This window comes from Jiangella aurantiaca, assembly GCF_004349105.1.
In the GTDB taxonomy this organism is placed as follows: domain Bacteria; phylum Actinomycetota; class Actinomycetes; order Jiangellales; family Jiangellaceae; genus Jiangella; species Jiangella aurantiaca.
In genome coordinates this window covers 1-24,252 of the sequence record NZ_SMLB01000071.1, presented here as the reverse complement: position 1 = coordinate 24,252, position 24,252 = coordinate 1, and the positions used below count along the sequence as shown (strand labels likewise).

Below are 24,252 nucleotides of genomic sequence, written 5' to 3'. Positions count from 1 at the left end.
CCGGACGAGCCCGGCTGATTCATGGCGCCCGCCCGGTCGAACTCTGCGTGGCGTCCCGGACGAGCCCGGCTGATTCATGGCGCCCGCCCGGTCGAACTCTGCGTGGCGTCCCGGACGAGCCCGGCTGATTCATGGCGCCCGCCCGGTCGAACTCTGCGTGGCGTCCCGGACGAGCCCGGCTGGGTCAGCCGGTGTGGCCGAGCTCGCCGTCCAGGCCGGCCAGAACGGCGGCGGCCTCGGCGCGCTGCGGTGAGCCTGGCGCCAGCCCGTCCAGGCAGGCCCGCCAGATCTGCGCGTCCTCACGGCCGGACGGCGACATCGCGTAGCGCCGCAGCGCCTCGCCGTCGCCGGACTGCAGGAGCACGTTGCGCAGCCAGCCGTGCAGCCGGTAGCGCAGAGTGACGACCCCCGGCGCCGCCGATCGCGGCAGCAGGTCGCCCCGGTACAGCTCGACTGCGCCGCGGTGGTCGCCGCGGGTCAGTCGGTCGGCGACATCCATGGCGTCGGTGCGCAACTCCGTGCGCAGGCGGTACTGGCCCGCCGGCGACACGAGTTCGGGGACGGCCTTGCGCAGCCGCGACATCTCCGCGCGGACGGTGACCTCGGCGGCGTCGTGCTCGTACAGCTGCCAGGCCAGCTCGCTGGCGGACAACCCGTCGGGGTGCTCGGCGAGCAGGAGCAGCAGCTCGGTGTGCCGGAGGCTGAGCTCGACGCTCCGGCCGAGGTGCACCAGCCGCCCGCGCGGGCGGCCGAGGATCTCCAGCCGGCTGCCGGGCGTGGCCGCGACGGCGCCGCCGACCAGCCGCAGCTCCGCCTCGACGGCCGCGACGGCGGACCGGACCAGGAACGCCGACTGCGGCGCCACGACCGAGGCGCCGCCGGTGATGTCCAGCACGCCGAGGACATGGCCGGTGCGCGGGTCGCGGATCGGCGCCGCGGTGCAGCTCCACGGCTGGACGCTGCGGGCGTAGTGCTCGCTGCCGAAGACCTGCACGGTGTCGCCGATCGCCAGGGCCGTGCCGATGGCGTTCGTGCCCATGGCGTCCTCGCACCAGTCGGCGCCGGCCTGCAGATGCAGGCGCTCGGCCCGGCGGCGCAGGTCGTCGTCGCCCTCCGCCCAGAGGATGCGGCCCCGGGCGTCGCCGACGATGACCAGCACGCCGGCGTCGGCGGCGTCGTCGACCAGCAGCCGGCGTACCACCGGCATGGCGTGCCGCAGCGGGTGGGTGGCGCGCGCCTCCTCGAGTGCGTCGTCGACCAGCGCCATCGGCGAGTCGCGCCGGTCGGGGTCGACGCGAAGGGCGGCGGACCGCCGCCACGACTCCAGGACGACCGGCCGGACCTCGGCGTGGCCGTGGGGATCGGACCGCAGGAAGTTCTCGTGGGCCCGGGCCGTGGTGCGCCAGCGGCTGACCGGGTCGACGCCGTTCGGGAGCGCGAGCGAGAGGCTGATTCCCTGTCCCCTGTGGGGCTCGCTGCCGCCGGAAACCTCGCGGTCAGCATTGAGGCTAGACACGACAATCCTCCTGGGGAGGTGGTCCGCGGACACGCTTAGAGTAGGGCGTCCCGGGAGGTCTGGACGGCCGAACCCCGGTGTTCGGCGGCCTGTCGGAGCGGCTGCATAGGCTGGGTGCATGCCCGTCCAGCTTCCCGACCGCCGGCTGCTGCTGGTGCACGCCCACCCCGACGACGAGTCCATCGGCACCGGCGCCACCATGGCCCGCTACGCCGCCGAGGGCGGCCAGGTCACGCTCGTCACCTGCACACAGGGCGAGCAGGGCGAGATCGTGCTGCCCGAGCTTGCCCATCTCGCACCCGAGCACGACGACGCCCTCGGACCACACCGGGCCGGCGAGCTGGCCGACGCCATGGCGCAGCTGAAGGTCACCGACCACCGGTTCCTCGGTGGTCCGGGTCAGTATCGCGACTCCGGCATGGTCTGGGGGCCCGACGGCCGTCGCGCGGTGACGCCCGGCCAGCTCGACCCGCGCGCGTTCTGGTCCGCCGACCTCCAAGAGGCCGCCGACCACCTCGTCGCCGTCATCCGAGAGGTCCGGCCGCAGGTGCTGGTCACCTACGACGAGCACGGCGGCTACGGGCACCCCGACCACATCCAGGCGCACCGGGTGGCCACCTACGCGCGCGACCTCGCCGCCGTCCGCTCCTACCGCACCGACCTCGGCCCCGCCTGGGACGTCGCCAAGGTGTACTGGACGGCGACGCCGCGGGAGGTACTGCAGGAGGCGCTGACGGTGCTGCGCGAGCGCGGCGGGACCGGGTTCGAGAACATCGCCTCGGCCGACGACTTCGGATACGTGGTCGATCTCGCCGACGTCGACGCCGTCATCGACGGTTCCGATCACCTCGACGCCAAGTTGGCGGCCATGCGGGCGCACGCCACGCAGATCGACGTGCAGTGGCCGTACTTCACGCTCTCCGACAACGTGGGGCAGCCCGTCTGGGCGCAGGAGTACTTCCGGCTGGCGCACGGCCGCCGCGGGCCGGCCGACCCCGTGACCGGCTTCGAGACCGATCTCTTCGCCGGCGTCGCGCCGTGACCGTCGCGCCCGGGGCGGCGCCGGTACGGCCCGGACCGGCGCCGGGTCCGTCGCGGCGGGGCCGGGTGCTGTCCGCGCTCGCCGTCGCCGGCCTCGGGGCGGTCGCGGTCGTGGTCGCCGTCGCCGGGGCGTTCGTGCACCGCTGGCAGAACCCGGCCGGGATCCTGCTGGCGGTCGGCGGTGCCGTCGCGCTCGGCGTGCTGGCCCGGGCGTGCGCGCGCAGCCGGGTGGGGCTCGCGGTGGTGGCGCTGCTGTGGCTGGTGCCCGTCCTGTGGCTGGGTCAGGAGCCTCCGGGCGACGACCGCGTCATCCTCGGCGACGAAGCCGGCCTGGTCTTTCTCTTCGGCGGCACGACCGGCCTGGCCCTCGTCCTGGGTCTCGGCGCCGAGAGGCGAGATCGGCTCGACGAGTGACGTAAGATGCGCGGGGCAAGACCTGACTACTCACGAATTGCGCATATTCAAACCGATAGGTGCCCTAGCGTGACCGACAATCCACCTGACCATGGCGATGCCACGGCCGGTTCCACTGACCGTGGTGACGCGGTCGGCCTCGAGCCCCGCCGACCCGCCGACGGGCCGGCGGTGACGTCCTCCGCTGACCCTACCGGGCCGGCCGGAAACGCATCCGCCGACCCCGCCACTGAGACGAACGGCACATCCGCGCGGCCGGCTTCTGCCGACGGCGGGCGTTCTGGCGTGAGTGCTGGCGCTGCTGCGGGCGCCGCGCCGGTGCGGCGCACCACCGTCGCCGCGTCTGCGGCCGCGCTCGCAGCGAAGCGTGCGGCCAAGGCCCGCGCGGCTGCGGAAGCCAAGGTCGCGGTGGACGCCAGGGCCGGGACGGAGGCACCGACGGCGGACGCCCGCGCGGCTGCCGAGGGCCGTGACGGCGCTCCGGCCGCCGGGGAGACCGCCGGCGCCGCCGCGGGCGGTCCGGCGCGGGGCCCGGTCACGGGCGCCACTACGCGTCCGCGCGTGATCGACGCCCGCCCGAGCGCCGCGCGCCAGCAGCCGGAGGACGGTCACCGCCAGGACGGCGGCCGGCCGGACGACCAGCGACCAGAGGCCCCCGACGGTGGCCGGCCCGCGGGCGACGCCCGGACGCCGCGCCCGGCTGAGGCGGTTCCCGCCGCGCCCGACACTCGCGCGACGCGCGGGGCGCCGGCCGCCCGCGAGCCACAGACCGGCACCACGACGCCGGCCGCGCCTGAGACCGCGCCCTCGCGCGACGGTGGTGACGCCGCGCCATCGCGCAACGCCGGCAGCGAGGCACCGACCGCGCTGTCGCGAGGTGCCGGCACCGAGGCCCTGCCGTCCCGCGACGCCGCCGCGCAGGAGGTGCGGCGTGCCGACGCGGCGCCGGGCCGCGGCGGAGCGCTGGACGCCACCCCGTCCGCGGAGGCACTGCCGACCCGTCAGCGCCCGACGTCGGCGCCGCCGGGCGCGGCGTCGCCGCAGCCGTCGATGCTGCCGCCGATCCAGCCGGAGCCACGCGCCGCCGGGGCGATGCAGGCCCGTCCGGCCGCCGACGAGGCGCGGTTCGCCGCCACGGCGCAGGCGTTCTCGGGAGCCCAGGCTGCCCGCGCCCGCGCCCGGATCGCCGAGCAGTCCGAGGCCGCGGCCGGCCGCCGCGACGCGCAGGAGCCTCCGGCGAACGGATCCGCCGCGGCGCCGTCGGCGCAGCGGCCGGCACCCGGCCGCTCGAACGTCAAGGACCGCGATCGCGCCGGTCAGCCCCCAGCGGACCCGCGCCTGTCCGGCCCGGCGCCGACCTCGGCGGCCGACGGGAACGGCCCTCGGTACGAGGAGCCCCGCGTCGTGCAGGATGTGCTCGCGGCCAGGGCCCGCGCCGCCGCCGCGGCCGGCGTGGCCGCGGCTGCCGGTCACGGTGCCGAGTCGCCCGCCGCCGACGCGGGCGCGACCCCGTCCGACGCCACCGCGTCCGGCGACGCGGCCGGCCGCGCCGACCAGGGGCACCCCGTCGCAGCCGAGCAGGACAACCCCGACCAGAGCCGCGCCGACGCGGCCGACCAGAGTCGGCCCGATGCGGCCCAGCAGGGCGGCCCGGAGCCGACCGCGCCGGCTGAGCCGGAGCGGGCCGACGCGGACGGCGCCGCCGAGCCGGCCGTCGTCGCCGACGCAGCCCGCGCCGCAGAGCAGGCGCGGCCGCGTCGGGAGCCCGGCGTCCGGGCGGCCGGCATCTACACCGCCCCGGGCCGTGACCAGGACGAGCAGCCGACCGAGGCGCTCGGCGCCGGCGACGCCCCGACGGTGCCCGGCTCGCCGGTCCCGCCGGCGGTCCTCGCCCCGGCCGGCGCGGGCGCCGGCGCCGCTACCGAGGGCGGCGCGCCCACCGCCGAAGCCGGCCAGGACGCCGCGGACTCGGCGCCGGGTCGCGCTTCGCGGCGGCAGCAGCAGCGCTCCTTCGGGCAGGCCGCCACTGCGGCCGCCCTGCTCGACTCGTCCAAGCGCGGCGGCGACGGCAACGGCAGCGACGGTAACGGCGGCGACGACAGCAACGACGACGGCACGAGTTCCGGCGGCCGGAGCAAGGCTCGGGTGGCGGCGCTCGTCGTGGCAGCGGTCGTCGTGGTGCTGGGCATCGGCTACGGCATCGCCTACGCCGTGGCCGGCGGCTCGCTGGCCCGGGGCGCGACCGTCGCGGGCATCGAGGTCGGCGGGATGACGCGGGACGAGGCCGAGGAGGCGCTCAACGCGCAGCTGCCGGCGGTCGTCGACCAGCCGTTCCACCTGACCATCGGCGAGGAGGAGACCTCCTTCGAGGTGGTTCCCTCGGCGGCCGGCCTGACGGTCGACGTGCCGGCGACGATCGACGAGGTCCCGGGCGGCAGCGCCAACCCGGTCTCGCTGTTCCAGGCGCTGCTCGGTGGCGGCGAGACCACGCCGGTCCCGGCCATCGACCGGGCGGCGCTCGAGGCCACGCTCACCGAGATCGCCGCGCAGGCCGACGTCGAGCCGGTGAACGGGGCGGTCGCGTTCGACGGCGGCGAGGTCGTCACCAGCGAGCCGCAGCCGGGCCGTGCGGTCGACGTCGACGCCACCGTCGAGCGGCTCGAGGGCGCGTTCTTCGGCACCGAGTCCAGCCTGCCCATCGGCGACGTCCAGCTGGCCATCGACGAGGTGCAGCCCGCGGTCAGCGCCGAGGAGGTGCAGCGCGCCGTCGCCGAGTTCGCCGAGCCGGCGATGTCGGCACCCGTGACGGTCGTCGCGGGGGAGGAGAGCGTCGAACTTCCGCCCGACCTGGTCGGCCAGGCGCTCACCATGGCGCCCGACGACGCCGGCACGCTGCAGCCCGCGCTCGACGGCGCCAAGCTGACGGAGGTCGCCCGCGACCTGCTGGCGGAAGTCGGCCAGGAGGGCCGCGACGCCACCATCACCATCGAGGGCGGCGAGCCGGTCGTCGTGCCGGCCGAGCGCGGCATGGGCATCGCGCCCGAGACGCTCAGCGCCGCATTGCTGCCGGTGCTGACCGCCGAGGGCGACGCGCGGCAGGCCGCCGTGGAGCTGACCGAGGTCGACCCGGCGCTCACCACCGCGGCGGCCGAGGAACTCGGCGTCACCGAGGTGGTGGCCGAGTTCACCACCCGGTTCCCGCACGCCGACTACCGCAACGTCAACATCGGCACCGCGGCCGGGCGCATCGACAACACGCTGCTGCTGCCGGGCGAGGAGTTCAGCCTCAACGGCATCGTCGGCGAGCGAACCGAGGCCAACGGTTTCACGGCCGGCACCATCATCAACGGCGGCCGGCTGGAGGAGTCGCTGGGTGGCGGGGTGTCCCAGGTGGCGACGACGACGTTCCACGCGGCCTTCCTGGCCGGCCTCGAGGACGTCGAGCACTGGCCGCACTCGATCTACTTCGACCGCTACCCGGTCGGCCAGGAGGCCACTGTCGCCTGGGGCTCGAAGGACATGCGGTTCGTCAACGACACCCCGTATGGCGTCGTCGTCGACACCAGCTTCACGCGGAGCACGCCCGGCAACCAGGGCACGCTCAACGTGAAGATCTGGAGCACGGAGTACTACCGCGTCGAGACGTCGGTCTCGGACCGGTCCAACTTCACCTCGCCGCAGACCATCTACGACACGTCGGACAACTGCCAGGCGCAGGGCGGCAGCCAGGGCTTCGACATCACGTCGTACCGGCAGGTCTGGGACCCTGAGGGCACGCTCGTCAAGGACGAGGCCGACCCGTGGACCTACAACCCCAACCACCGCGTCATCTGCGGGCCCGACCCCGGCGAGGACCAGGGCGGCGGCAACGACGGCGGCGACGGGGGAGAGGGCTGACGAGGGACCGCTGCCGTCGGCTGCTCCCCTTTCCCTCGTGGGACTCGCTGCCGTCTGGGACCTCGCGGTCGGCGCTGGGCTAGCCCAGCCGGCGATAGTGGTACGCGTGGTGCTCGGCGAAGCCGGCCCTGCGGTACGTCGCGCGGGCCGGCTCGTTCGGCTCGGCGACCTGCAGGTACACGTCCGTGGCGCCGAGCCGGTCCGCCCACGCCGCCAGTCCGGCGACGATGTGGCCGCCCAGCCCGCGCCGCCGGGCAGGCGTCGCCACCTCGACCGCCGTCACACCGAGCCAGCGGCGGCCGCTCGGCGCGTCGCTGACCGCGCCCCGCGCGATCGCGACCCGCACGCCGTCGTCGTCCACCGAGGCGAACCCGACGGTCTCGGCGTTGACGAGGACGTCGACGGCGTGCGCGGGCAGCTCCCCGCCCCGGTAGTGGTAGCCGGCCAGCCAGTCGTCATCGGGCCGGTCGTCGACCCGGACCGGCGGCAGCCCGGCCCGCTCCGCGCCGCGCACCACGGACATCGGCGCCACCATGACGAACGTGCGGTCCTCCGGGCTCGGCCAGCCGCGCGCGTCCAGCACCGGTCCGAGCGCCCGCCCGAGCGGCTCCGGCACCTGGAACGCCGGCACCAGCCCGCGCGACCGGTACCACCGCTCCACCAGCTCGACGGCGTCCGGCAGCGGCCGCCCGGGGTCGTCCAGCGGCATGCAGGAATTGGCTCGTCCGGTGAACCCGCGAGCGGCGCGGAGCAGCCAGCCGCCGGTCCATTCCGACTCCAGCGCCCGCCAGCCATGCAGCGCCGCCGCCTCGAGATCGCGGACGTCGCGGCGGGTCACCGTCAGCTCCGGGATCTCCTTGACGACGATGACGTCGCCCGCAGGCACCGCGACCACTTCACCGCCGCGCGACGGCCGGACGCGTAGCTTGTCGCCGGCGGCCTCCAGCACGCCGAGGACGTCGGTGGCGCCGAACTCCTCGCCGTGGAGGCGGTACCGGACCACGACACGCCGTCCGACCAGGTCGGACGGGTCCTGATTCGTACTGGGCTGTCTCATAGGCTGACCTTGGTGCACGATGGATTACGGGCAACGCGATACTAGAGGTGAGCACGACTGAGTAGCCGAACCGGTGTACGCCGGATGGGCTTGCGATAGGAGGACACCGCCGTGACGTACGTCATCGCGCAGCCTTGCGTCGACCTCAAGGACCTCGCCTGCGTCGAGGAGTGTCCGGTCGACTGCATCTACGAGGGCGAGCGGATGCTCTACATCCACCCGGATGAGTGCGTCGACTGTGGTGCGTGCGAGCCGGTCTGCCCCGTCGAGGCGATCTTCTACGAAGACGATGTCCCTGGCGAGTGGAAGGACTACACGCAGGCCAACGCGGAGTTCTTCGACGACCTCGGCTCGCCCGGCGGCGCGGCGAAGCTCGGCGCCATCGACAAGGACCACGCGCTGATCGCGGCGTTGCCCCCGCAGGAGCACGAGGGGCACTGAAGGTGCCGCAGCGGCTGCAGCTGCCCGACTTTCCCTGGGACGCCCTGGTCCCGTACTCCGAGCGGGCGGCCGCGCACCCCGACGGCATCGTCGACCTCTCGGTCGGCACGCCGGTCGACCCCACGCCCGAGGTGGTCCGCCACGCCCTGGCCGCGGCGGCGGACGCCCCGGGCTACCCGACGACGCTGGGCACGGCCGCGCTGCGCGAGGCGGCCGTGCGCTGGCTCGCCCGCCGGGCCGGAGCCCAGGGCCTCGACGCCGGCGCCGTCATCCCGACCATCGGCTCGAAGGAGCTGGTGGCCTGGCTGCCGACGCTGCTCGGGCTGGGCCCCGGCGACGCCGTCGTGTTCCCCGAGCTGGCCTACCCCACGTACGACATCGGCGCGCGGCTGGCCGGGGCCGACCCGGTCGCCAGCGACTCCGTCACGGCGCTCGGCCCGCGCCGGGTCGGCCTGATCTGGGTGAACTCGCCGGCCAACCCGCACGGCCGGGTACTGCCGGCCGCGCACCTGGCCAAGGTGGTCGACTGGGCGCGCGAGCGCGGCGCCGTCGTCGCCTCCGACGAGTGCTACCTCGAGCTGGGCTGGGAGGAGCGGCCGGTCTCCATCCTCGACCCCGCGGTCAACGGCGGCTCGCTCGACGGCCTGCTGGCCGTGCACTCGCTGTCCAAGCGGTCGAACCTGGCCGGCTACCGCGCCGGCTTCGTCGCCGGCGACCCCGCGCTGGTCCGCCGGGTACTCGAGGTGCGCAAGCACGCCGGCCTCATGGTGCCGACCCCTGTGCAGGCCGCCATGACGGCCGCCCTCGACGACGACGCGCACGTCGAGGAGCAGCGGTCGCGGTACGCGCGCCGGCGTGACGTGCTGCGGGCGGCGCTGGCCGAGGCCGGCTTCCGCATCGACCACTCGACGGCCGGCCTGTACCTGTGGGCGACCCGCGACGAGCCGTGCTGGGACGCCGTCGGCTGGCTGGCCGACCGCGGCATCCTGGCCGCTCCGGGCGCGTTCTATGGCGCCGCAGGCGGCTCGCACGTCCGCATCGCGTTGACGGCGACCGACGAGCGCGTCGACGCCGCCGCCAAGCGCCTCACCGCCTGACTCGCTCTCGGCGCCCCCGCCTGGATATGAGGCGCTTCTGCTGTTTCCTTGGGTCAGCGTGTCAGGGTTCGTCGGGCAAGGATCGCCTACATCACCAGGATTTCTGCAGCCTCACCACGATTGCAGGCCTGGTGATGCTCCAGAAAACCTCGTGACGTGCCCCGGATCGCGGCGAAATCTCACCACGTGAGCCTCATTTCACCCGATGGCGGCGGCCGCGGTCTGCGGGTCCGGGCCGATTCCCAGCGCCACCTCGGAACCGGAGCACGCCACGACGGCCGACTGGTCGGCGCCGGTGAACACCGTCCGGCCGCCGTCCTCGGACACCTCCGCGTCCGGGAAGGCCGCCGGGTAGAACTCGGTGACGGTGTCGCACAGCGGCGTGGCGCCATCCTCGCCGCGGTCGGCCAGCACCAGGGTGAGGGCAGTGTCCTCGCCGCGGCCCCAGACAGCGACCTCGCCGCCGGCCCAGGCCGCCACCCGGTCCTTCGGGTCGGACAGCGCCGCGTTCTCGTCGTCGCCGGGCGCCTCGAGCAGGAAGAGCAGGTCGGCCGCGCCGAAGGTGTCGGCGCGCACGACCTCCCAGCCGTCCAGCCCTGCCGGGTCGCGCACGTCGACGGCGTCCTCCTCGGCGTGGTAGCGGTCGGGGAACAGGATCTGCGCCGTCGTGGTCGGCACCTCGGTGTAGGTGCGGTCGACGGCCTCCCATCCGCCGTCGAGGAAGACGTCGCAGGTGAACGTCATGCCCTCGACGTACGGGAACTCCAGCTGCCGGGCGACGAAGTGCGGCAGCGCGTCGAGGTCGGCCGACGTCTGGCCGGACGCCTCCTGCAGCGCCAGCAGCTCGTCCAGCGGCAGGTGCCGGCCGATGAACTGCTGGCTGTACAGCGACGCGTCGCCCTCGATGGCGTTGAGCGCGGCATAGGCGGCGTCGGACCCGGAGTCCAGGGCGATGGCCTCCTGGTCGGGCAGCCCCATGGCGGCGTCGGCCTGCGCATGCACCAACTCGTGCGCCGTGACGAGCGCACCGAGCCCGTCCATCTCCTCCGAGCCGATGACCAGCTGCTGCGTCTCGGGGTTGTAGAAGCCGCCGACGCCGGCGTCCAGCGCGTCGAGCTGGGCCTGTACGAGGTCGGTGCCGGGCTCGACGGCGCCCAGCGCGGCGAGCAGCCGGGAGTCGACGGCGGCCCGTTGGGGGTCCAGCTCGTCCTGGGTGAGTTCGACGGCGCGCCGCTGGACCTCGTCGAGGCTGACGAACTCGATGTCGACCTCGTCGCCGGCCGGCAGCCCTCGCTCCTCCTCGACCAGCTGCTGGATCGCCGCCACCTGGGTCTCGAGGTCGCCGTCGGGGATCGAGTCGCCACCGCCACCCAGGCCCAGCCCGCCGGAGCCGAGGCACTCGAGCAGGACCGGGTCGAGGTCGCCCATGCCGCCGAGGTCGCCGAGCAGGTCCTCGAGCCCGCCGCCCTCACCGCCGAGCAGCCCTTCGAGCCCACCCTCGCCGAGCAGGTCCTCGAGGCCACCCAGCTCCGAGGATTCCGACTCCTCCTGCGCCTCGGCCAGCTCCTCGCGGGCGGCGTCGCGCTCGGCCCGCAGGTCGTCGACCCGCTGGTCCATGGCCAGGTACGTCACGCCGGCGAGCACCAGCCCGACGGCGAGCGCGATGGCCGTGGCGACCTGCCAGACGGCGGTCCGCGAGCCGGCGCCGCGCGGTTCCGGCTCGGGCGAGACCGGCGGGATCGGCGTCGTGGGGGACGACGGCGGCGGAGGCGGCGGTGTGGGCGTGCTCATGGTCTCCCTAAGTTAACCGGAGGCAGACCGCGAGGTCCCAGAGGGCGGCGAGGCCCACAAGGGCAAGGCGGAATCGTCGCCGGTCACGCCGTCGCGACCGCCGTCGTCGCGACCCGCGGATCGCGGGCGGACAGACGCCAGCCACTGGCGTCATCGACCTTGATGACCGAGACCGGGCCCCAGCCCGCCTGCGGGCCGTCGGCCGGGATGACGTCGTGGCCGCGCCGGCGCAGGCCGTCGACGACCCGGGCGGAGACGTCGGGTTCGACCCGCACGCGCGACCCGAACGGCGCCGGCGTGCCGGGCGCGGCGGCCGGCGGCTCGATCGTCCACCGCGGCCGCGCCTGGGCCTCGTCCGGGTCCAGTCCGGCGCCCAGCGCGAACGCGGCGATCTGCTGGACCAGCTGCGGCTGGACGTCGCCACCGCGGGTGCCCAAGATCATCGCCAGCCGCCCGCCGCGGGTCCACAGCGTCGGCGACAGCGTGTGCAGTGGCCGGCGGCCGGGCGCGAGCTCGTCCGGATGTCCTGGGACCAGCGAGAACCCGCGGCCGCGGTCGTGCAGCAGGAACCCCGTGGAGCCGGCCCCGAGCAGCGAGCCGATGCCGTGGAAGTTGGACTGGATCAGCGAGACGCCCATGCCCTCGCCGTCGACGACGCACAGGTACGCCGTCCCGCCCGCGGCCAGCAGCGGCGCGTGCCGGTCGCGCGCGGCGGCGGTGTCGACGGAGGCGGCGACGGCGTCCAGCCGGGTCGGATCGAGCAGCCGGTCCAGGCCCACCGGGACCCGGCCCGGGTCGACGGCGACGTCGTCGCGCTCGGCGGCCAGCGCGCGCTGGGCCTCGATCTGCAGGTGCCAGGACTGCGGGTCGGCGGGGTCGTCGGCCCAGCCGAGCCGCTCCAGCACGGCGCAGCCGCCGATGCCGAGGTAGCCCTGCGAGTTGGGCGGGACGGTCCAGCCGGTGGTGCCCCACACGTCCACTGACAGTGGGTCGACCCAGTCCGCCTGGTCGCGGCGCAAATCGTCGGCGGTGATGACGCCATCGACGGCGGCGCTGATCGCCCGGCCGGGCGCGCCCTCGTAGAACGCCGCGCGGCCGCCGTCGGCGACCAGCCGCAGGGTCGCGGCCAGCTGCGCGCGGACGACGGTGGAGCCGTGGCGGGCTGCGAGCATCGGCTGCGCCGCCTCGACCCCGGCCAGCGCCGCCGCACCGGCCCGGAACGCCGCCACCAGCTCGTCGTTGGCCGGGAAACCCTCCTCGGCCAGCCGGATGGCAGGCTCGAGCACGGCAGCCAGCCCCAGCCGGCCCAGCCGCGACGACAAGGCGACCCAGCCGTCGACGCAGCCCGGCACCGGGACCGCGGCCGGATGGTTGCGCGGGATCTCGTCGTGCCCCGCCGCTCGCAGCGCCGCCGCGTCGACGCCGAACCCCGCGCGCCCGGACGCGTTCAGCGCCAGCGGAGCGGCGTCGCCCGGGCGGTGCACCAACGCGAACAGGTCGCCGCCGATGCCGCAGGTCTCCGGCGCCACCACGCCCTGCACGGCGCAGGCGGCGATCGCGGCGTCGACGGCGTTGCCGCCGGCCTGCAGGACGTGGACGCCGGCGCGCGTGCTCAGCGTATGCGGCGTCGAGACGACCCCGCCTGGACTGCCCGTCATCCTCACGACCCTTCGGCGACGTCGATGTGGACGTGGTCCAGGTGGCGGAGGGTGACGTCTGTGGTGTCACCGGACGGGTGGGTGTACTCGCGCCAACCTTCGTCGGACCGGCGCGCCGACCATATCCTGTCGTCGTAGATGATGGTCGCTATGCCCAGTTCCTGGGCGTTCGCGACGGCCCACTGGGCCACCGCCCAGCCGCGGCGGTTCACCTCGGCGTCGTCGTACGGCTCGAACATGACGTCCAGCGCCCGGCCGTCGTAGTGCGCGGACCCCTCGATGTGGCCGGAGTCGACGCCGCCGGGCTGGAAGCCGCCGATGTCGAGGTCGTCGAACGTGCTGGCCAGCTGGTCGCGGACGGCGCGGGCTCGGTCGGTGAGACCGTCCTCGCCCTCGGCCTGTACGGCGTGGTCGCCGGGCTGGAACGCGCAGGAGAACGCGGCCTCGGAGTTGCCGGTGAGCGCCGACGCCAGCACCCGGGCGTCGTCCTCGTGGTCGGCGTAGGCGTCCGGAAAGGCGCTGCGCTGCACCTCCTGCGCGGCGACGGTGACCTCGAGGTCGCGGTAGTTCGGGATCCGTACCAGCGCGTCGTAGAAGGCGCCCGCGGCGTAGACGGGGTCCTGCACCTGCTCCGGCGTGCCCCAGCCCTGCGACGGCCGCTGCTGGAACAGCCCGAGGGAGTCGCGGTCGCCGTAGTCGATGTTGTAGATGTCGGACTCCTGGTACGCCGTCGCCAGGGCGATGGTGACGGCGCGCGCCGGCAGGCCGCGCTCCATCGCGACTGCCGCGATGGTGGCGGCGTGCCGGGCCTGCTCCGGCGACAGCGCGACGGTGCGGCCGTCGACGGTGGCCCGGCAGTCGTCGCGGCGCAGCAGCGGGTTGTCGTCGCCGCCCACCCACCAGATGAGCAGCGCTGCGAGGCACCCGCCGAGGGCGAGCAGGGTCCCGATGGTGGCCGTCAGGCGGGCAGCACGACTCATTTGACCGAGAGAACGTCCGTGACCGGGCGGGTGGTTCCGGGCGGGCCGGTCGCTAGTTGGCGTGCAGGACGGCGTTCAACCCGCCCCAGTCGCCGGACCGAGCCAGCGCCTCGACCGCCCCGGTGACGCTGTTGCGGCGGAACAGCAGGCCGTCGCGGCCGGACAGCTCCATCGCCTTGATCACCCGGCCGTCGGGCAGCCCGACCTTCGTGCCGGCGGTGATGTAGCAGCCGGCCTCGACGACGCAGCCGTCGCCGAGCGAGATGCCGATGCCCGCGTTGGCGCCGATGAGGCAGCCCTGGCCGACGGAGATGACCTCCTTGCCGCCGCCGGAAAGCGTCCCCATGATCGACGCGCCGCCGCCGACGTCGGAGCCGTCACCGACCACCACGCCGGACGAGATGCGCCCCTCGACCATGGACGAGCCGAGCGTGCCGGCGTTGAAGTTCACGAACCCCTCGTGCATGACGGTGGTGCCGGCGGCCAGGTGCGCGCCGAGCCGGACGCGGTCGGCGTCGGCGATGCGCACACCGGCCGGCACGACGTAGTCGACCATGCGCGGGAACTTGTCGATGCCGTACACCGTGACCGGGCCGCGGCGCAGCAGCCGCAGCCGGGTCCGCTCGAACTCCTCGACCACGCACGGGCCGTGGTTGGTCCACACGACGTTGTTCAGCACGCCGAACAGGCCGTCGAGGTTCTGCCTGTGCGGGGCGACCAGGCGATGCGAGAGCAGATGCAGCCGGAGATAGGCGTCCCGGGCGTCGGCGGGCGGCGCGTCGAGGTCGATGGCGGTCTGGACGACGGCCCGGCGGACCCCGCGGTCGCGGTCCTCGCCCTCCAGGTCGCGCAGCTCGATGAGGGCGTCGGACGAGACGGGCGGTTTGCCGAGAGCTGGCGATGGGTACCAAACATCCAAGATCGTTCCATCTGCGGCTATGGTGGCCAGTCCGAAGCCCCATGCCTGTCGCTCGTCGGTCATGGGCTCAGCCTACGAAACGCGGCGACATGCGTGAGCGCGGCGGGTGTCCGCGCCGCGTGCCGATGGAGACACGAGAGCTGGGAGGCGCCGATGGTGCGACGACGGCTGCTCGCCACCCTTGCAGGGGTCGCGACGACGATGCTGGTGGCGGCGGGCGGTGCGAACGGCGGCGCTATCACCGGCGAGGCGGAACCCACCGGCCCGCTCGCGGCCGAGATGGCCGCGGCGCTGGCGGAGCAGCCGGGCGGCGTCCAGCTCTCCGACAACGCCATGGCCTGGGACGACGGCGAGGTCGTGGTCGTGTGGCCGAACCCCGGCGACGACGCGGCGCCGCTCGGTCTCGGCGACGGTGTCCGGTCCGACGTGGTCGAAGCGCTCGGGCTGGCCGAACTGGCCGCCCCGCTGCAGCCCGCCAGTGGCGTCGAGGCGCGGGGCAGCGCATCGACCTGCCCCTGGGGCTATTACTGCTTCTACACGGCATCGAACTTCGACGGCGCCCGCTACCAGTTCTCGAGCACGTGCTCGGGCTACGCCAGCTCGTGGGGCTTCGACAACAACACGTCGTCGTGGGTCAACCGCAACTCCAGCCGGAACTACCACGCCTACGACTACGTCGGCGGGTCCCGGCTCTGGACCATGGTGCCGGGTACCAGCGACTCCTACGTCGGCTCGAGCGCCGACAACCGGATGAGCTACTGGACCTGCTCCAGCGCCTGACTGGGCGCGGCCGTCAGAGGAAGACGGTGTAGGTCGTGACCACCGGCGCGTCGACGTCCAGGCCGCCGGTGTCGCGGGTGAGGACCTCCTCGTAGCCCAGCAGCCGGCCTGTGCCGGGATCGACCATGAGCACGTGGCGGCGGTCCAGGCCGGTGTCGTCGCTGTCGGTGCCGAACGCGACGGCCGCGCGGCCGCGCCGGTCGGTGGTCTCGCCGAGCGCCACGACGCCGGGCTCCTGGGCGAGCATCGTCAGTGCCGCGGCTTGGATCGAGGCGTCCACCACGCGGGTCGAGGCGACCTCGTGCAGCGCCTGGAAGAGCGCCGCCGCGGTGTCGTCGGCCTGCGGCCAGACGGCGAGCAGCTGCTCACGCAGCGCGGCGGGGTCGGTGGCCAGCCGCTCCGGATAGCCCGACGCCAGGCCGCCGGCCGGGATGGTCTCGTCGAGCAGGACGGCACCCGGGGTGGCGGCGTCGTCGGCCTCGCTCCACTCCTCGGTCGGGAACCGCGGCTCACCCTGCGTCTCGCGCACGTGCACCGAGCCGTCGGCCAAGAACCGCTGCTCACGCAGCACCGGCACGACGGCGGACGTGACGGCGGGCGCGCCCTGCGACAGGCCGGCGGCGGCGCCCTCGACCGGCGCGCGGCCCTCGGCCGGCTGTCCACCGTCGGCGGCGCCCGTCTCTGTCACCGTCAGCAGCCAGCTCTCGGTGGTGACGGTGGTGACGGTGGTGTCGGCGGCGGCGGTGGTGTCGATCTGCGTCTGCGTCTGGGCCGCCAGCGACCGGAGCTCCGCACCGGCCGGCTGCCCCATGGCCAGCTCCGCGGCCAGCACCGGCGGCGTGGCCGCGTGCGCGGTGTCGGCGCCGTCGGACCCGAGGTCGCCCACGACGAGGACCGCCGCGGCCACCGCGGACGCCGTCGCCAGGCCCGCCACCGGCAACAGCGCCGGCCGGACCCGTGGCAGCCGCGGCGCCGGCAGTACCCGGGCGCGTGGCCGGCCGGCGACCGCATCCTCGAGCAGCCGGCGCATGGCGTCGCGGCGGTCGGCGGGCAGCTCCCGCCGGGGCGGCAGGTCGAACACGAGGTTCATGCCGGTGGAACTCATGTGTGGTGCGCTCCTTCGGGGCGCGAGCCGGGTCGCGGCTCGGCTGTCTTCGTGGCCGCGGCCTCGGTGAGCCGCTCCATGTGAGCACGGGCTCGCGCCAATCGCGAGCGTACTGTGCCGACGGGGATTCCGAGGGCAACGGCGGCCTCGGCGTAGGTGCGCTCGCCCCAGACGCACAGCGCGAGCACCTCCTGTTCCTGCTTCGGCAACCGCCGGAATACCCGCAGGACCTGCTTCATGTGCCGTTCGTCGTCGGCCCGCGCCGCGGCGTCCGCGGGATCGTGGGGCGGTGCGGCGTCCGCGGCTCCGCCGGCGATGACGGCGGGCGGCAACTTGGCCAGCAGCCGGCGGTGCCGGCGCACGGCACGCGTGCTGTTGCGGGCCACCCGGCCGGCCAGGCCCAGCAGCCAGGGCACGAACCCGGCGAGCGCCGCGGCGTCCTCGCGCTTGCGCCAGGCCTCGAGGAAGACGACCGACGTGAGGTCCTCCGCGGTCTTCCAGCTGCCGGTGAGCCGGAAGCAGTAGTTGTAGACCACCGTGGAGTGCCGGGTGAACAACTCGCCGAACGCCGCCGGGTCGCCTCGGCGCGCCCGCGACCAGAGATGCTGGTCGTCGGGCGGAGCGGCCGGCAGAGAGGTCATCGTCGTCGGGTCACCTGGCTGGGTACTCGTGCGGTCAAGGGTGTCGGAGTGCTCGGCTAGCGTTGCCGTCATGAGCCAGACACCGCCCGTCGCCACGTGGCAGGCACTCTGCCTCGACGCCAGCGACCAGCCCCGACTCGCCGAGTTCTGGGCAGCGGCGCTGGACCGCCGGCCAGACGCAGACGATCCTACGCATCTGCTGGGCCAAGAAGAAGGCACGCACGTCTGGGTCGATGCCGTGCCCGAGGCGAAGACGGCCAAGAACCGCGTGCACCTCGACGTCGAAGTGGGCGACCTCAAGGGCCTGCTGGGGCTCGGCGCCACCGTGCGGCGCGAGCCCGACGACGAGAACTCCTGGCACATCATGGCCGACCCCGACGGCGGCGAGTTCTGCGCCTTCCTCCGGCCGCAACGGCGCTCCCTGCCGGGCCGGCTCTACGAGGTGGTGGTCGACTGCGCCGACGCCCATGCGCAGGCCGCGTGGTGGGGCGAGCTGTTCGGGCTGGTCCCTGAGCGCGAGCCGAAAGAGCATTTCGCAGCGCTCGAGAGCGACGGCCGGCTGCCGTTCGACTACCTGTGCTTCGTCCCCGTGCCCGAGCCCAAGACGGTGAAGAACCGCGTTCACTGGGACGTCGGCGTCGCCGACGTCGGCCTGCTCACCGAGCGCGGCGCCACGGTGCTGCGGGAGCCTGACGACGACATCAGCTGGCACGTCATGGCCGACCCCGAGGGCAACGAGTTCTGCGCCTTCACCCCGCGGTCCTAGAGGTCGCCAGGGCCCGCACCGTTCACGGGGCCACCTTGGCACGGTGGACCGCTCGGCGCGGTGGCGCTGTCCTCGGCACAGCGCCGGCGACCGATCGTCCACCCTTCCGGGAGCCTCGGCAAGGTCACCGTGACCCTGCGCCGACGATCAGGCGCGAAGTGGTGGCCGGGGCGGCAATGGATGGGCCACGTCGTGTTGATCATGGAGAAGGTCGGGTTTCCCGCGACTTCAGAGCCGACCTTCTCCATGATCAACCGGCAGGGTTTATCGTCTGGGCATGACCACGACGAGGGCGGCCTGGCAGCTCGACGAGGTGGCTTCCATCGGACGAGAGAACCTCGACCCCGCTCACGTGGCCCGCTACGACGACAAGGAAGATGCCGGAGCAGCCCGGGAAGTTGCACTGCTCGAGTCGCTGGGATGTGGGCCCGAGTCCGTAGTCGTCGACCTCGGAGCCGGAACGGGTCAGTTCGCGCTCGCCGCCGCCGAATCGTTCGGCCGCGTCGTAGCGGTCGACCCGTCGCCGGTGATGCTGGCCAGATTGCGGGACTCGGTCCGGCAACGAGACTCGAACCTCGAGGTGGTCGAGGCCGGCTTTCTGACCTACGAGCATCAGGGCGCGGCCCCCGACGTCGTCTACAGCCGCTGGGCTCTTCACCACTTGCCCGACTTCTGGAAGTCCATCGCGCTGCACCGGATCCGCGCGATGCTGCCTGCTGGCGGTCTCCTTCGCTTGTCCGACGTCGTGTTCGCATTCGGCGTCGACGAGGCAGAGGAGCGTATCGAGGCCTGGTGCGCGGCCATCGGAGCAGATCACACCGAATGGACCCGCGAAGACGCCGAAGAGCACGTGCGCGACGAGCACTCGACCTACTCGTGGCTCCTGGAACCGATGATCGAGGCGGCAGGCTTCGAGATCCGCAACGCGGTATACAGCGAAGATCGCTTCGTCGCCGACTACGTGTTGACCGCCGCGCCGTAGCCCTAGTCGCAAGGGCGAGAGGACCAGTCGGGACGCCGGCGTCCCTCGCGCACCCCGTAGGCTGGGGCGATTGTGGGCACCGTTCTCGACCTCGACCTCCCCGCGCCGGCGCTGACGGCGCAGCTGTGCGACCTCGCGTCCCCGAGCGGCAAGGAGGGGCCGTTGGCCGACGCCGTCGAGGCCGCGCTGCGCACCGCCGGGCACCTCACGGTCGATCGCGACGGCGACACCGTCGTCGCCCGCACGGCGCTGGGCCGGCCCTCGCGAGTGGTGCTGGCCGGGCACCTCGACACCGTGCCGGTGGCCGGCAACCTGCCCACCCGGCTCGCCGACGGCGTGCTCTGGGGCCGTGGCACGGTCGACATGAAGGGCGGCGTCGCGGTCGCCCTGCGGCTGGCCGCGCACGTCCCGACGCCGAGCAGCGACGTCACCTACGTCTTCTACGACAACGAGGAGGTCGAGGCCGATCGCAACGGCCTCGGCCGCGTCGCCCGGCAGCACCCCGCCTGGCTTGCGGCCGACTTCGCCGTGCTCATGGAGCCGTCGTCTGCGGCCGTCGAGGGCGGCTGCAACGGCACGCTCCGGGTCGCCGTCGAGCTCACCGGCATCGCCGCCCACAGCGCCCGCTCGTGGATGGGCCGCAACGCCATCCACGCGGCCGGGCCGGTGCTGCAGCGGCTGGCCGAGTACCAGCCGGCCACGGTCGCCGTCGACGGCCTCGACTACCGCGAGGGGCTCAACGCCGTCGGCATCAGCGGCGGCATCGCCGGCAACGTCATCCCCGACCGCTGCGAGGTCACCGTCAACTACCGCTTCGCGCCCGCCAAGACCGAGGCGCAGGCGCTCGACCACGTGCGGCAGGTGTTCGACGGCTACGACGTGCGGCTGCTCGACACCGCGCCGGGAGCCCGGCCCGGCCTAGACCGCCCGGTCGCGGCCGCCTTCGTCGCGGCCGTCGGCGGGCAGCCGCGGGCCAAGGTGGGCTGGACCGACGTCGCCCGGTTCGACGCGCTCGGCGTCCCGGCGGTGAACTACGGCCCCGGCGACCCGCAACTCGCCCACGCCGATGACGAACGCGTCGACATCGCCGAGATCGAGGTGTGCGAGACGCGGCTGCGGGCCTGGCTGGCCGGCTGAGTCATTCTGATGTCGTCGGGCCGGGCATGGCCCCAGACACGGTCGCCCTGGCTCGGCGCCTCGCACCGACGATATCGAGGAGGCCTCCGGCCACCTCTCATCGCCGGTCTGCCCGGCCCTCCTGGGCCGCCGCGCGGAGTTCACCGCGGCGTGGCCATCGCGCCAACTACCCTGGCCGCCTGTGGAGGGCCGTGCATACTGGCGGCGACTGGGGGCCGGAGGCTCCCACGAGTCGTCAGTCCGGACCGCGAGACGAGCGGAGCGAAGGAGTCCACGTGCACGGCCCGAGACGTGAGGAGTGCTGATGACCCGACACGAGGAGTTCGAGCGGCCGGCGGAGAAGTACGCCGGGCCGGTGATGAAGCGAGGGAAGCAGTACGACGTGACGACGACCGACCAGCGGCTGCTCGACACCGCCGGACCCACCGACTGGGTGCACACCGACCCCTGGCGCGTCCTGCGCATCCAGTCCGAGTTCGTCGAGGGCTTCGGGGCGCTGGCCGAGCTCGGCCGGGCCATCAGCGTCTTCGGCTCGGCCCGTACGCTGCCCGACGACCCGTACTACCAGCTCGCCGTCGAGCTCGGCGAGCGGCTGTCCGGCGCCGGGTACGCCGTCATCACCGGCGGCGGCCCGGGCATCATGGAGGCGGCCAACAAGGGCGCCCACGAGGCCGGCGGCACCTCCGTCGGGCTGGGCATCGAGCTGCCGTTCGAGCAGGGCATCAACGGCTACGTCGACCTCGCGGTCAACTTCCGCTACTTCTTCGCCCGCAAGACGATGTTCGTCAAGTACGCGCGGGGCTTCGTGGTGTTCCCCGGCGGCTACGGCACCCTCGACGAGCTGTTCGAGGCGATGACGCTCGTCCAGACGCAGAAAGTGACCGCATTTCCCATCATCCTGATCGGTGAGTCGTACTGGAAAGGGCTCGTCGACTGGCTTCGTGACACGCTGGTCGAGGAGAAGAAGATCTCGGCCGTCGACCTCGACCTCCTAGCCGTCACCAACGACCTCGACGAAGTGATGTCTGTGCTGGCCAGGGCCGAAGAAGCGCGCCGCGCGGCGGGCCGGGAATAGCGCCGGAATTCTCGCATTCCGGGCCTGGACTGGCCGCCTTCATGCTTGCGTCGTACAGCCTCCAAGGGGTAGACCAAGGCAACGATTGGAGGCGGCACATGGCAGATGCGCCCGTGCAGACCGGAGAGGCTCCCCGCCAGCCCGCAGAACAGCCCAGCCTGAAACGGGTGATGGGCCCGAGCCTGCTGCTGCTGTTCGTCGTCGGCGACATCCTCGGCACCGGGGTCTACGCACTCACCGGCCAGGTGGCCGCCGAGGTCGGCGGGGCGGCCTGGCTGCCGTTCCTCGTCGCGTTCGTCGTCGCGATCCTCACCGCATTCAGTTACCTCGAGCTGGTGACGAAGTACCCGCAGGCGGCGGGTGCCGCGCTGTACGCCCACAAGGCGTTCGGCATCCACTTCGTCACGTTCATCGTGGCGTTCACGGTCATGTGCTCGGGCATCACGTCCGCGTCCACCGCGTCGCGGGCGTTCGCGTCCAACCTGAGCGAGGCGTTCGACCTCGACCTGAGCACGGGCGCCGGCGTCACTCTCGTCGCCCTGCTGTTCATGGGGCTGGTCGCGGCGGTGAACTTCCGCGGCGTCGGGGAGAGCGTCAAGGCCAACGTCGTGCTCACCTGCGTCGAGCTGAGCGGCCTGCTGATCATCATCATGATCGGCCTGTGGGCCATCGGCGGCGGCGAGGCGGACATGTCCCGCGTCACCGAGTTCGACACCCACGGCCAGGGCGTCTTCGGTGCGGTCACCGCTGCGACGGCGCTGGCGTTCTTCGCGATGGTCGGGTTCGAGGACTCCGTCAACATGGCCGAGGAGTGCAAGGAGCCGGTACGGATCTTCCCGAAGGTCATGCTGTCCGGGCTGGTCATCACCGGCGCCATCTACGTGCTGGTCGCGATCTCCGCGGTCGCGCTGGTGCCGGTCGACCAGCTGGGCGAGGGCGACACCCCGCTCCTGCAGGTCGTCGAGGCCGGCGCGCCGGGCTTCCCGCTGAAGATCTTCGCGTTCATCACCATGTTCGCCGTCGCCAACTCCGCGCTGATCAACATGCTGATGGCCAGCCGGCTCGTCTACGGCATGAGCCGCGAGCGGGTGCTGCCCGGGCCGCTGGGACGCGTGCACCCCAGCCGGCGCACGCCGTGGGTGGCGATCCTCTTCACCACGTTGCTGGCGGTCGGCCTCATCACGTTTGTCGGCGAGGTGCCGGCGCTCGGCGGCACCACGGCACTGCTGCTGCTGGCGGTGTTCGCGGTCGTCAACGTCGCCGTGCTGGTGCTGCGGCGCAACCCCGTCGAGCACAAGCACTTCCGCACGCCGACGTTCATCCCGATCATCGGCGCCATCACCTGCGCCTACCTCGCGACGCCGTTCACCGGGCGCGATAGCGAGCAGTACCGCATCGCCGGTGTCCTGCTGGCCATCGGCGTCGTGCTGTGGGTCGTCACCGTGCTGGTCAACCGGCGGCTGCACCGGCCACAGGGCGACATGGACGACCCGGAGCACCTCGGCGTGGGCGGCCCGATCAACTGACGCGCGCCCCGTCGTCCAGCAGGCCTTCCCGGTGGGCGAGGGCCGCGGCCTCGCCGCGGCCCGACACCCCCAGCTTGGCCAGGATGTTCGACACGTGCACGCTGGCGGTCTTGGTGCTGATGAACAGCTCCTCGCCGATCTGCCGGTTGCTCCGCCCGGCCGCGACCAGACGAAGCACCTCGCGCTCGCGATCGGTCAGCGCGGGGAACGCGTGGTCACGAGGCCCCGACGGCGACGGCGGCAGGCCCAGCCGGGCGCGGCGCACGAGGTCGTCGATCCACCGCCGGATCAGCCCGGCGCCGAGCCGGTCCGCCTCGCCGGCCGCCCGCCGCAGCGCTTCCTCGGCGGCCGCACGGTCGCCCAGCAGCACATACGCCTCGCCCAGTCGGTACCCGGCGAACGGCCGCAGGTGCACCGGGCCCTCGGTGGCCTCGACGGCGTCCAGCGCGGCGCGCCAGGCGTCCGGCGCCGGTCCATCCAGGCCGGCGAGATGCGCCCGGATCACCGGTGCCCACACCGGCGCCGGTCCCCAGTCGCCGATCGGCTCCAGCCGGCCACGCAGCCACGCGGCGTCGGCCTCGATGCCGGCCGGCGGCGGGCCCGTCCGGTCGTCCCCCGGCCCGAGGGGCGCCGCGCCGCCGCGCACACCGTCGCCGGCCGTGCGGGCGCGCGCCTCCAGCGCCCAGCCGGCGGCTGCAAGCAGCGGCAGCTCGTAGCCGAACTGCCGGCCGGGCGAGGCGTCGACGGCGGCCCGGATCAGCTGCCAGGCGAGGTCCGGCTCGCCGCGGCCGAGCGCCGCCTCGGCGGCCGCGCGCGTCGCGGGCAGCGTGTACTGCGGCCCGGGCGTCCGGCCGGCCAGCCGCTCGCGCACCTCGTCGGCCGACCGCGACGCCGCGTCGACGTCGCCGCGCCACAGCTCCAGCCACGACCGCAGCCCGGTCAGCTGCCAGACGTGCCGGCCGGGCGGGTCGAGCTCGAGCCCGCGGGCGATCATGCGCTCCGCCTTGTCCCACCGGCCCAGCGCCAGCAGGGGCTCCGCGGCGTTCCCGGCGAGCATGGTGCCGAGCGTGCGGGCGAGACCGACCGAGCGGGCGCCGTCGATGCCCTCGCGGGCCACCTCGGCCGCCTCGGCGTAGCGGCCGAGCAGGTGCAGCGAGTCGGACATGTTGATGTGGTAGGCGACCAGCCACTCGGGCCGGTTGCCGGCCAGCCGGTGCGCGGTCCGCAGCGCGTCCAGGCCGTCGTCGACCTGCCCGGCGTGCACCAGGCTCGGGCCGAGCACGACGTAGGCGCGGAACTCCGTCTCGGGCTCGCCTGCGGCGCGAGCGAGCGCGGCGGCCTCGCGGCCCAACGCGACGGCCTCCGGGTGCTTGCCGTCCATCATCAGCCGCGAGACGTATTTCTGCAGCAGCCTGGCCCGCCGCGGCGT

General features: G+C 73.9%; 20 protein-coding genes. 11 read left to right on the top strand and 9 right to left on the bottom strand.

The features are described 5' to 3' along the window. Positions 1-184: 184 nt before the first annotated feature. Positions 185-1,516 carry a sigma-54-dependent transcriptional regulator family protein gene (locus E1262_RS28680; RefSeq protein ID WP_162606134.1) on the bottom strand — a complete coding sequence of 444 codons (1,332 nt, stop codon included), beginning with the start codon at positions 1,514-1,516 and terminating at the stop codon, positions 185-187. 118 nt (positions 1,517-1,634) lie between these two features. On the opposite strand from E1262_RS28680, the gene mshB reads away from it, so the two are divergent. The 3 genes from mshB to E1262_RS28665 all read left to right on the top strand — a co-directional run bounded on the left by mshB (position 1,635) and on the right by E1262_RS28665 (position 6,868). Next, positions 1,635-2,558, top strand: a complete 924-nt coding sequence (mshB, locus tag E1262_RS28675; protein ID WP_132107757.1) for an N-acetyl-1-D-myo-inositol-2-amino-2-deoxy-alpha-D-glucopyranoside deacetylase — start codon at positions 1,635-1,637, stop codon at positions 2,556-2,558. After that, entirely contained in the window at positions 2,555-2,971 is a 417-nt protein-coding gene (locus tag E1262_RS28670) for a DUF6113 family protein (RefSeq protein WP_132107756.1), read from the top strand. Before mshB ends, E1262_RS28670 begins: the two co-directional genes overlap by 4 nt. Before the next feature lie 285 nt (positions 2,972-3,256). Next, entirely contained in the window at positions 3,257-6,868 is a 3,612-nt protein-coding gene (locus E1262_RS28665) for a VanW family protein (protein ID WP_132107755.1), read from the top strand. 79 nt (positions 6,869-6,947) lie between these two features. Here the strand turns inward: E1262_RS28665 and E1262_RS28660 are convergent, their stop codons facing one another. After that, positions 6,948-7,925 carry a GNAT family N-acetyltransferase gene (locus E1262_RS28660; RefSeq protein ID WP_132107754.1) on the bottom strand — a complete coding sequence of 326 codons (978 nt, stop codon included), beginning with the start codon at positions 7,923-7,925 and terminating at the stop codon, positions 6,948-6,950. Positions 7,926-8,036: 111 nt separating this feature from the next. On the opposite strand from E1262_RS28660, the gene fdxA reads away from it, so the two are divergent. Then, complete coding sequence (fdxA, locus tag E1262_RS28655; protein ID WP_119662760.1) at positions 8,037-8,366, top strand: ferredoxin; 330 nt, start codon at positions 8,037-8,039, stop codon at positions 8,364-8,366. 2 nt (positions 8,367-8,368) lie between these two features. Further along, positions 8,369-9,463 (top strand): succinyldiaminopimelate transaminase, encoded by a 1,095-nt coding sequence (dapC, locus tag E1262_RS28650; RefSeq protein ID WP_238993091.1) that lies wholly within the window; start codon positions 8,369-8,371, stop codon positions 9,461-9,463. 198 nt (positions 9,464-9,661) lie between these two features. On the opposite strand, the gene E1262_RS28645 is transcribed toward dapC, so the two are convergent. The 4 genes from E1262_RS28645 to dapD form a co-directional block, all read right to left on the bottom strand. Continuing rightward, complete coding sequence (locus E1262_RS28645; protein WP_132107752.1) at positions 9,662-11,254, bottom strand: hypothetical protein; 1,593 nt, start codon at positions 11,252-11,254, stop codon at positions 9,662-9,664. Between the two features lie 83 nt (positions 11,255-11,337). Continuing rightward, positions 11,338-12,912 (bottom strand): gamma-glutamyltransferase family protein, encoded by a 1,575-nt coding sequence (locus tag E1262_RS28640; protein WP_132107751.1) that lies wholly within the window; start codon positions 12,910-12,912, stop codon positions 11,338-11,340. A 2-nt stretch (positions 12,913-12,914) separates the two neighbouring features. Beyond that, the gene (locus E1262_RS28635) at positions 12,915-13,892 is read right to left on the bottom strand and encodes a VldE C-terminal domain-containing protein (RefSeq protein ID WP_203454638.1); all 978 of its coding nucleotides are present in this window, start codon (positions 13,890-13,892) and stop codon (positions 12,915-12,917) included. Between the two features lie 52 nt (positions 13,893-13,944). Then, positions 13,945-14,874: a 2,3,4,5-tetrahydropyridine-2,6-dicarboxylate N-succinyltransferase gene (dapD, locus tag E1262_RS28630; protein WP_132107750.1), complete on the bottom strand. Its 930-nt coding sequence runs from the start codon at positions 14,872-14,874 to the stop codon at positions 13,945-13,947. A 90-nt stretch (positions 14,875-14,964) separates the two neighbouring features. Between dapD and E1262_RS28625 the strand changes: the two genes are divergently transcribed. Further along, the gene (locus E1262_RS28625) at positions 14,965-15,591 is read left to right on the top strand and encodes a peptidase inhibitor family I36 protein (protein ID WP_132107749.1); all 627 of its coding nucleotides are present in this window, start codon (positions 14,965-14,967) and stop codon (positions 15,589-15,591) included. 13 nt (positions 15,592-15,604) lie between these two features. Here the strand turns inward: E1262_RS28625 and E1262_RS28620 are convergent, their stop codons facing one another. Both E1262_RS28620 and E1262_RS28615 read right to left on the bottom strand, forming a co-directional pair. Next, positions 15,605-16,696 (bottom strand): hypothetical protein, encoded by a 1,092-nt coding sequence (locus E1262_RS28620; protein ID WP_132107748.1) that lies wholly within the window; start codon positions 16,694-16,696, stop codon positions 15,605-15,607. Next, on the bottom strand, positions 16,693-17,337 hold the full coding sequence (locus E1262_RS28615; RefSeq protein WP_132107747.1) for an RNA polymerase sigma factor: 645 nt from the start codon (positions 17,335-17,337) through the stop codon (positions 16,693-16,695). The genes E1262_RS28620 and E1262_RS28615 overlap by 4 nt, the downstream gene beginning before the upstream one ends. Before the next feature lie 70 nt (positions 17,338-17,407). On the opposite strand from E1262_RS28615, the gene E1262_RS28610 reads away from it, so the two are divergent. The 5 genes from E1262_RS28610 to E1262_RS28590 all read left to right on the top strand — a co-directional run bounded on the left by E1262_RS28610 (position 17,408) and on the right by E1262_RS28590 (position 22,823). Next, positions 17,408-18,103 carry a VOC family protein gene (locus tag E1262_RS28610; RefSeq protein WP_132107746.1) on the top strand — a complete coding sequence of 232 codons (696 nt, stop codon included), beginning with the start codon at positions 17,408-17,410 and terminating at the stop codon, positions 18,101-18,103. A 277-nt stretch (positions 18,104-18,380) separates the two neighbouring features. Continuing rightward, positions 18,381-19,085: a class I SAM-dependent methyltransferase gene (locus E1262_RS28605; RefSeq protein ID WP_132107745.1), complete on the top strand. Its 705-nt coding sequence runs from the start codon at positions 18,381-18,383 to the stop codon at positions 19,083-19,085. A gap of 69 nt (positions 19,086-19,154) precedes the next feature. Then, the gene (gene dapE, locus E1262_RS28600; protein ID WP_132107744.1) at positions 19,155-20,222 is read left to right on the top strand and encodes a succinyl-diaminopimelate desuccinylase; all 1,068 of its coding nucleotides are present in this window, start codon (positions 19,155-19,157) and stop codon (positions 20,220-20,222) included. Positions 20,223-20,526: 304 nt separating this feature from the next. Further along, on the top strand, positions 20,527-21,297 hold the full coding sequence (locus tag E1262_RS28595; RefSeq protein ID WP_132107743.1) for an LOG family protein: 771 nt from the start codon (positions 20,527-20,529) through the stop codon (positions 21,295-21,297). Between the two features lie 98 nt (positions 21,298-21,395). Further along, positions 21,396-22,823 carry an APC family permease gene (locus tag E1262_RS28590; RefSeq protein ID WP_420810568.1) on the top strand — a complete coding sequence of 476 codons (1,428 nt, stop codon included), beginning with the start codon at positions 21,396-21,398 and terminating at the stop codon, positions 22,821-22,823. On the opposite strand, the gene E1262_RS28585 is transcribed toward E1262_RS28590, so the two are convergent. Then, on the bottom strand, positions 22,816-24,252 hold a 1,437-nt coding region (locus E1262_RS28585; protein WP_238993089.1), incomplete at its 5' end, for a helix-turn-helix transcriptional regulator. The genes E1262_RS28590 and E1262_RS28585 overlap by 8 nt on opposite strands.

Excerpts from the sequence above, each read along its gene's own strand:
- E1262_RS28640 (WP_132107751.1), bottom strand. The coding sequence starts at position 12,912 with ATGACGGGCAGTCCAGGCGGGGTCGTCTCGACGCCGCATACGCTGAGC.
- mshB (WP_132107757.1), top strand. The coding sequence starts at position 1,635 with ATGCCCGTCCAGCTTCCCGACCGCCGGCTGCTGCTGGTGCACGCCCAC.
- E1262_RS28590 (WP_420810568.1), top strand. The coding sequence starts at position 21,396 with ATGGCAGATGCGCCCGTGCAGACCGGAGAGGCTCCCCGCCAGCCCGCA.
- E1262_RS28635 (WP_203454638.1), bottom strand. The coding sequence starts at position 13,892 with ATGAGTCGTGCTGCCCGCCTGACGGCCACCATCGGGACCCTGCTCGCC.
- dapD (WP_132107750.1), bottom strand. The coding sequence starts at position 14,874 with ATGACCGACGAGCGACAGGCATGGGGCTTCGGACTGGCCACCATAGCC.
- E1262_RS28615 (WP_132107747.1), bottom strand. The coding sequence starts at position 17,337 with ATGACCTCTCTGCCGGCCGCTCCGCCCGACGACCAGCATCTCTGGTCG.
- E1262_RS28610 (WP_132107746.1), top strand. The coding sequence starts at position 17,408 with ATGAGCCAGACACCGCCCGTCGCCACGTGGCAGGCACTCTGCCTCGAC.
- E1262_RS28645 (WP_132107752.1), bottom strand. The coding sequence starts at position 11,254 with ATGAGCACGCCCACACCGCCGCCTCCGCCGCCGTCGTCCCCCACGACG.
- E1262_RS28605 (WP_132107745.1), top strand. The coding sequence starts at position 18,381 with ATGACCACGACGAGGGCGGCCTGGCAGCTCGACGAGGTGGCTTCCATC.
- E1262_RS28620 (WP_132107748.1), bottom strand. The coding sequence starts at position 16,696 with ATGAGTTCCACCGGCATGAACCTCGTGTTCGACCTGCCGCCCCGGCGG.
- E1262_RS28660 (WP_132107754.1), bottom strand. The coding sequence starts at position 7,925 with ATGAGACAGCCCAGTACGAATCAGGACCCGTCCGACCTGGTCGGACGG.
- E1262_RS28625 (WP_132107749.1), top strand. The coding sequence starts at position 14,965 with ATGGTGCGACGACGGCTGCTCGCCACCCTTGCAGGGGTCGCGACGACG.
- E1262_RS28595 (WP_132107743.1), top strand. The coding sequence starts at position 20,527 with ATGACCCGACACGAGGAGTTCGAGCGGCCGGCGGAGAAGTACGCCGGG.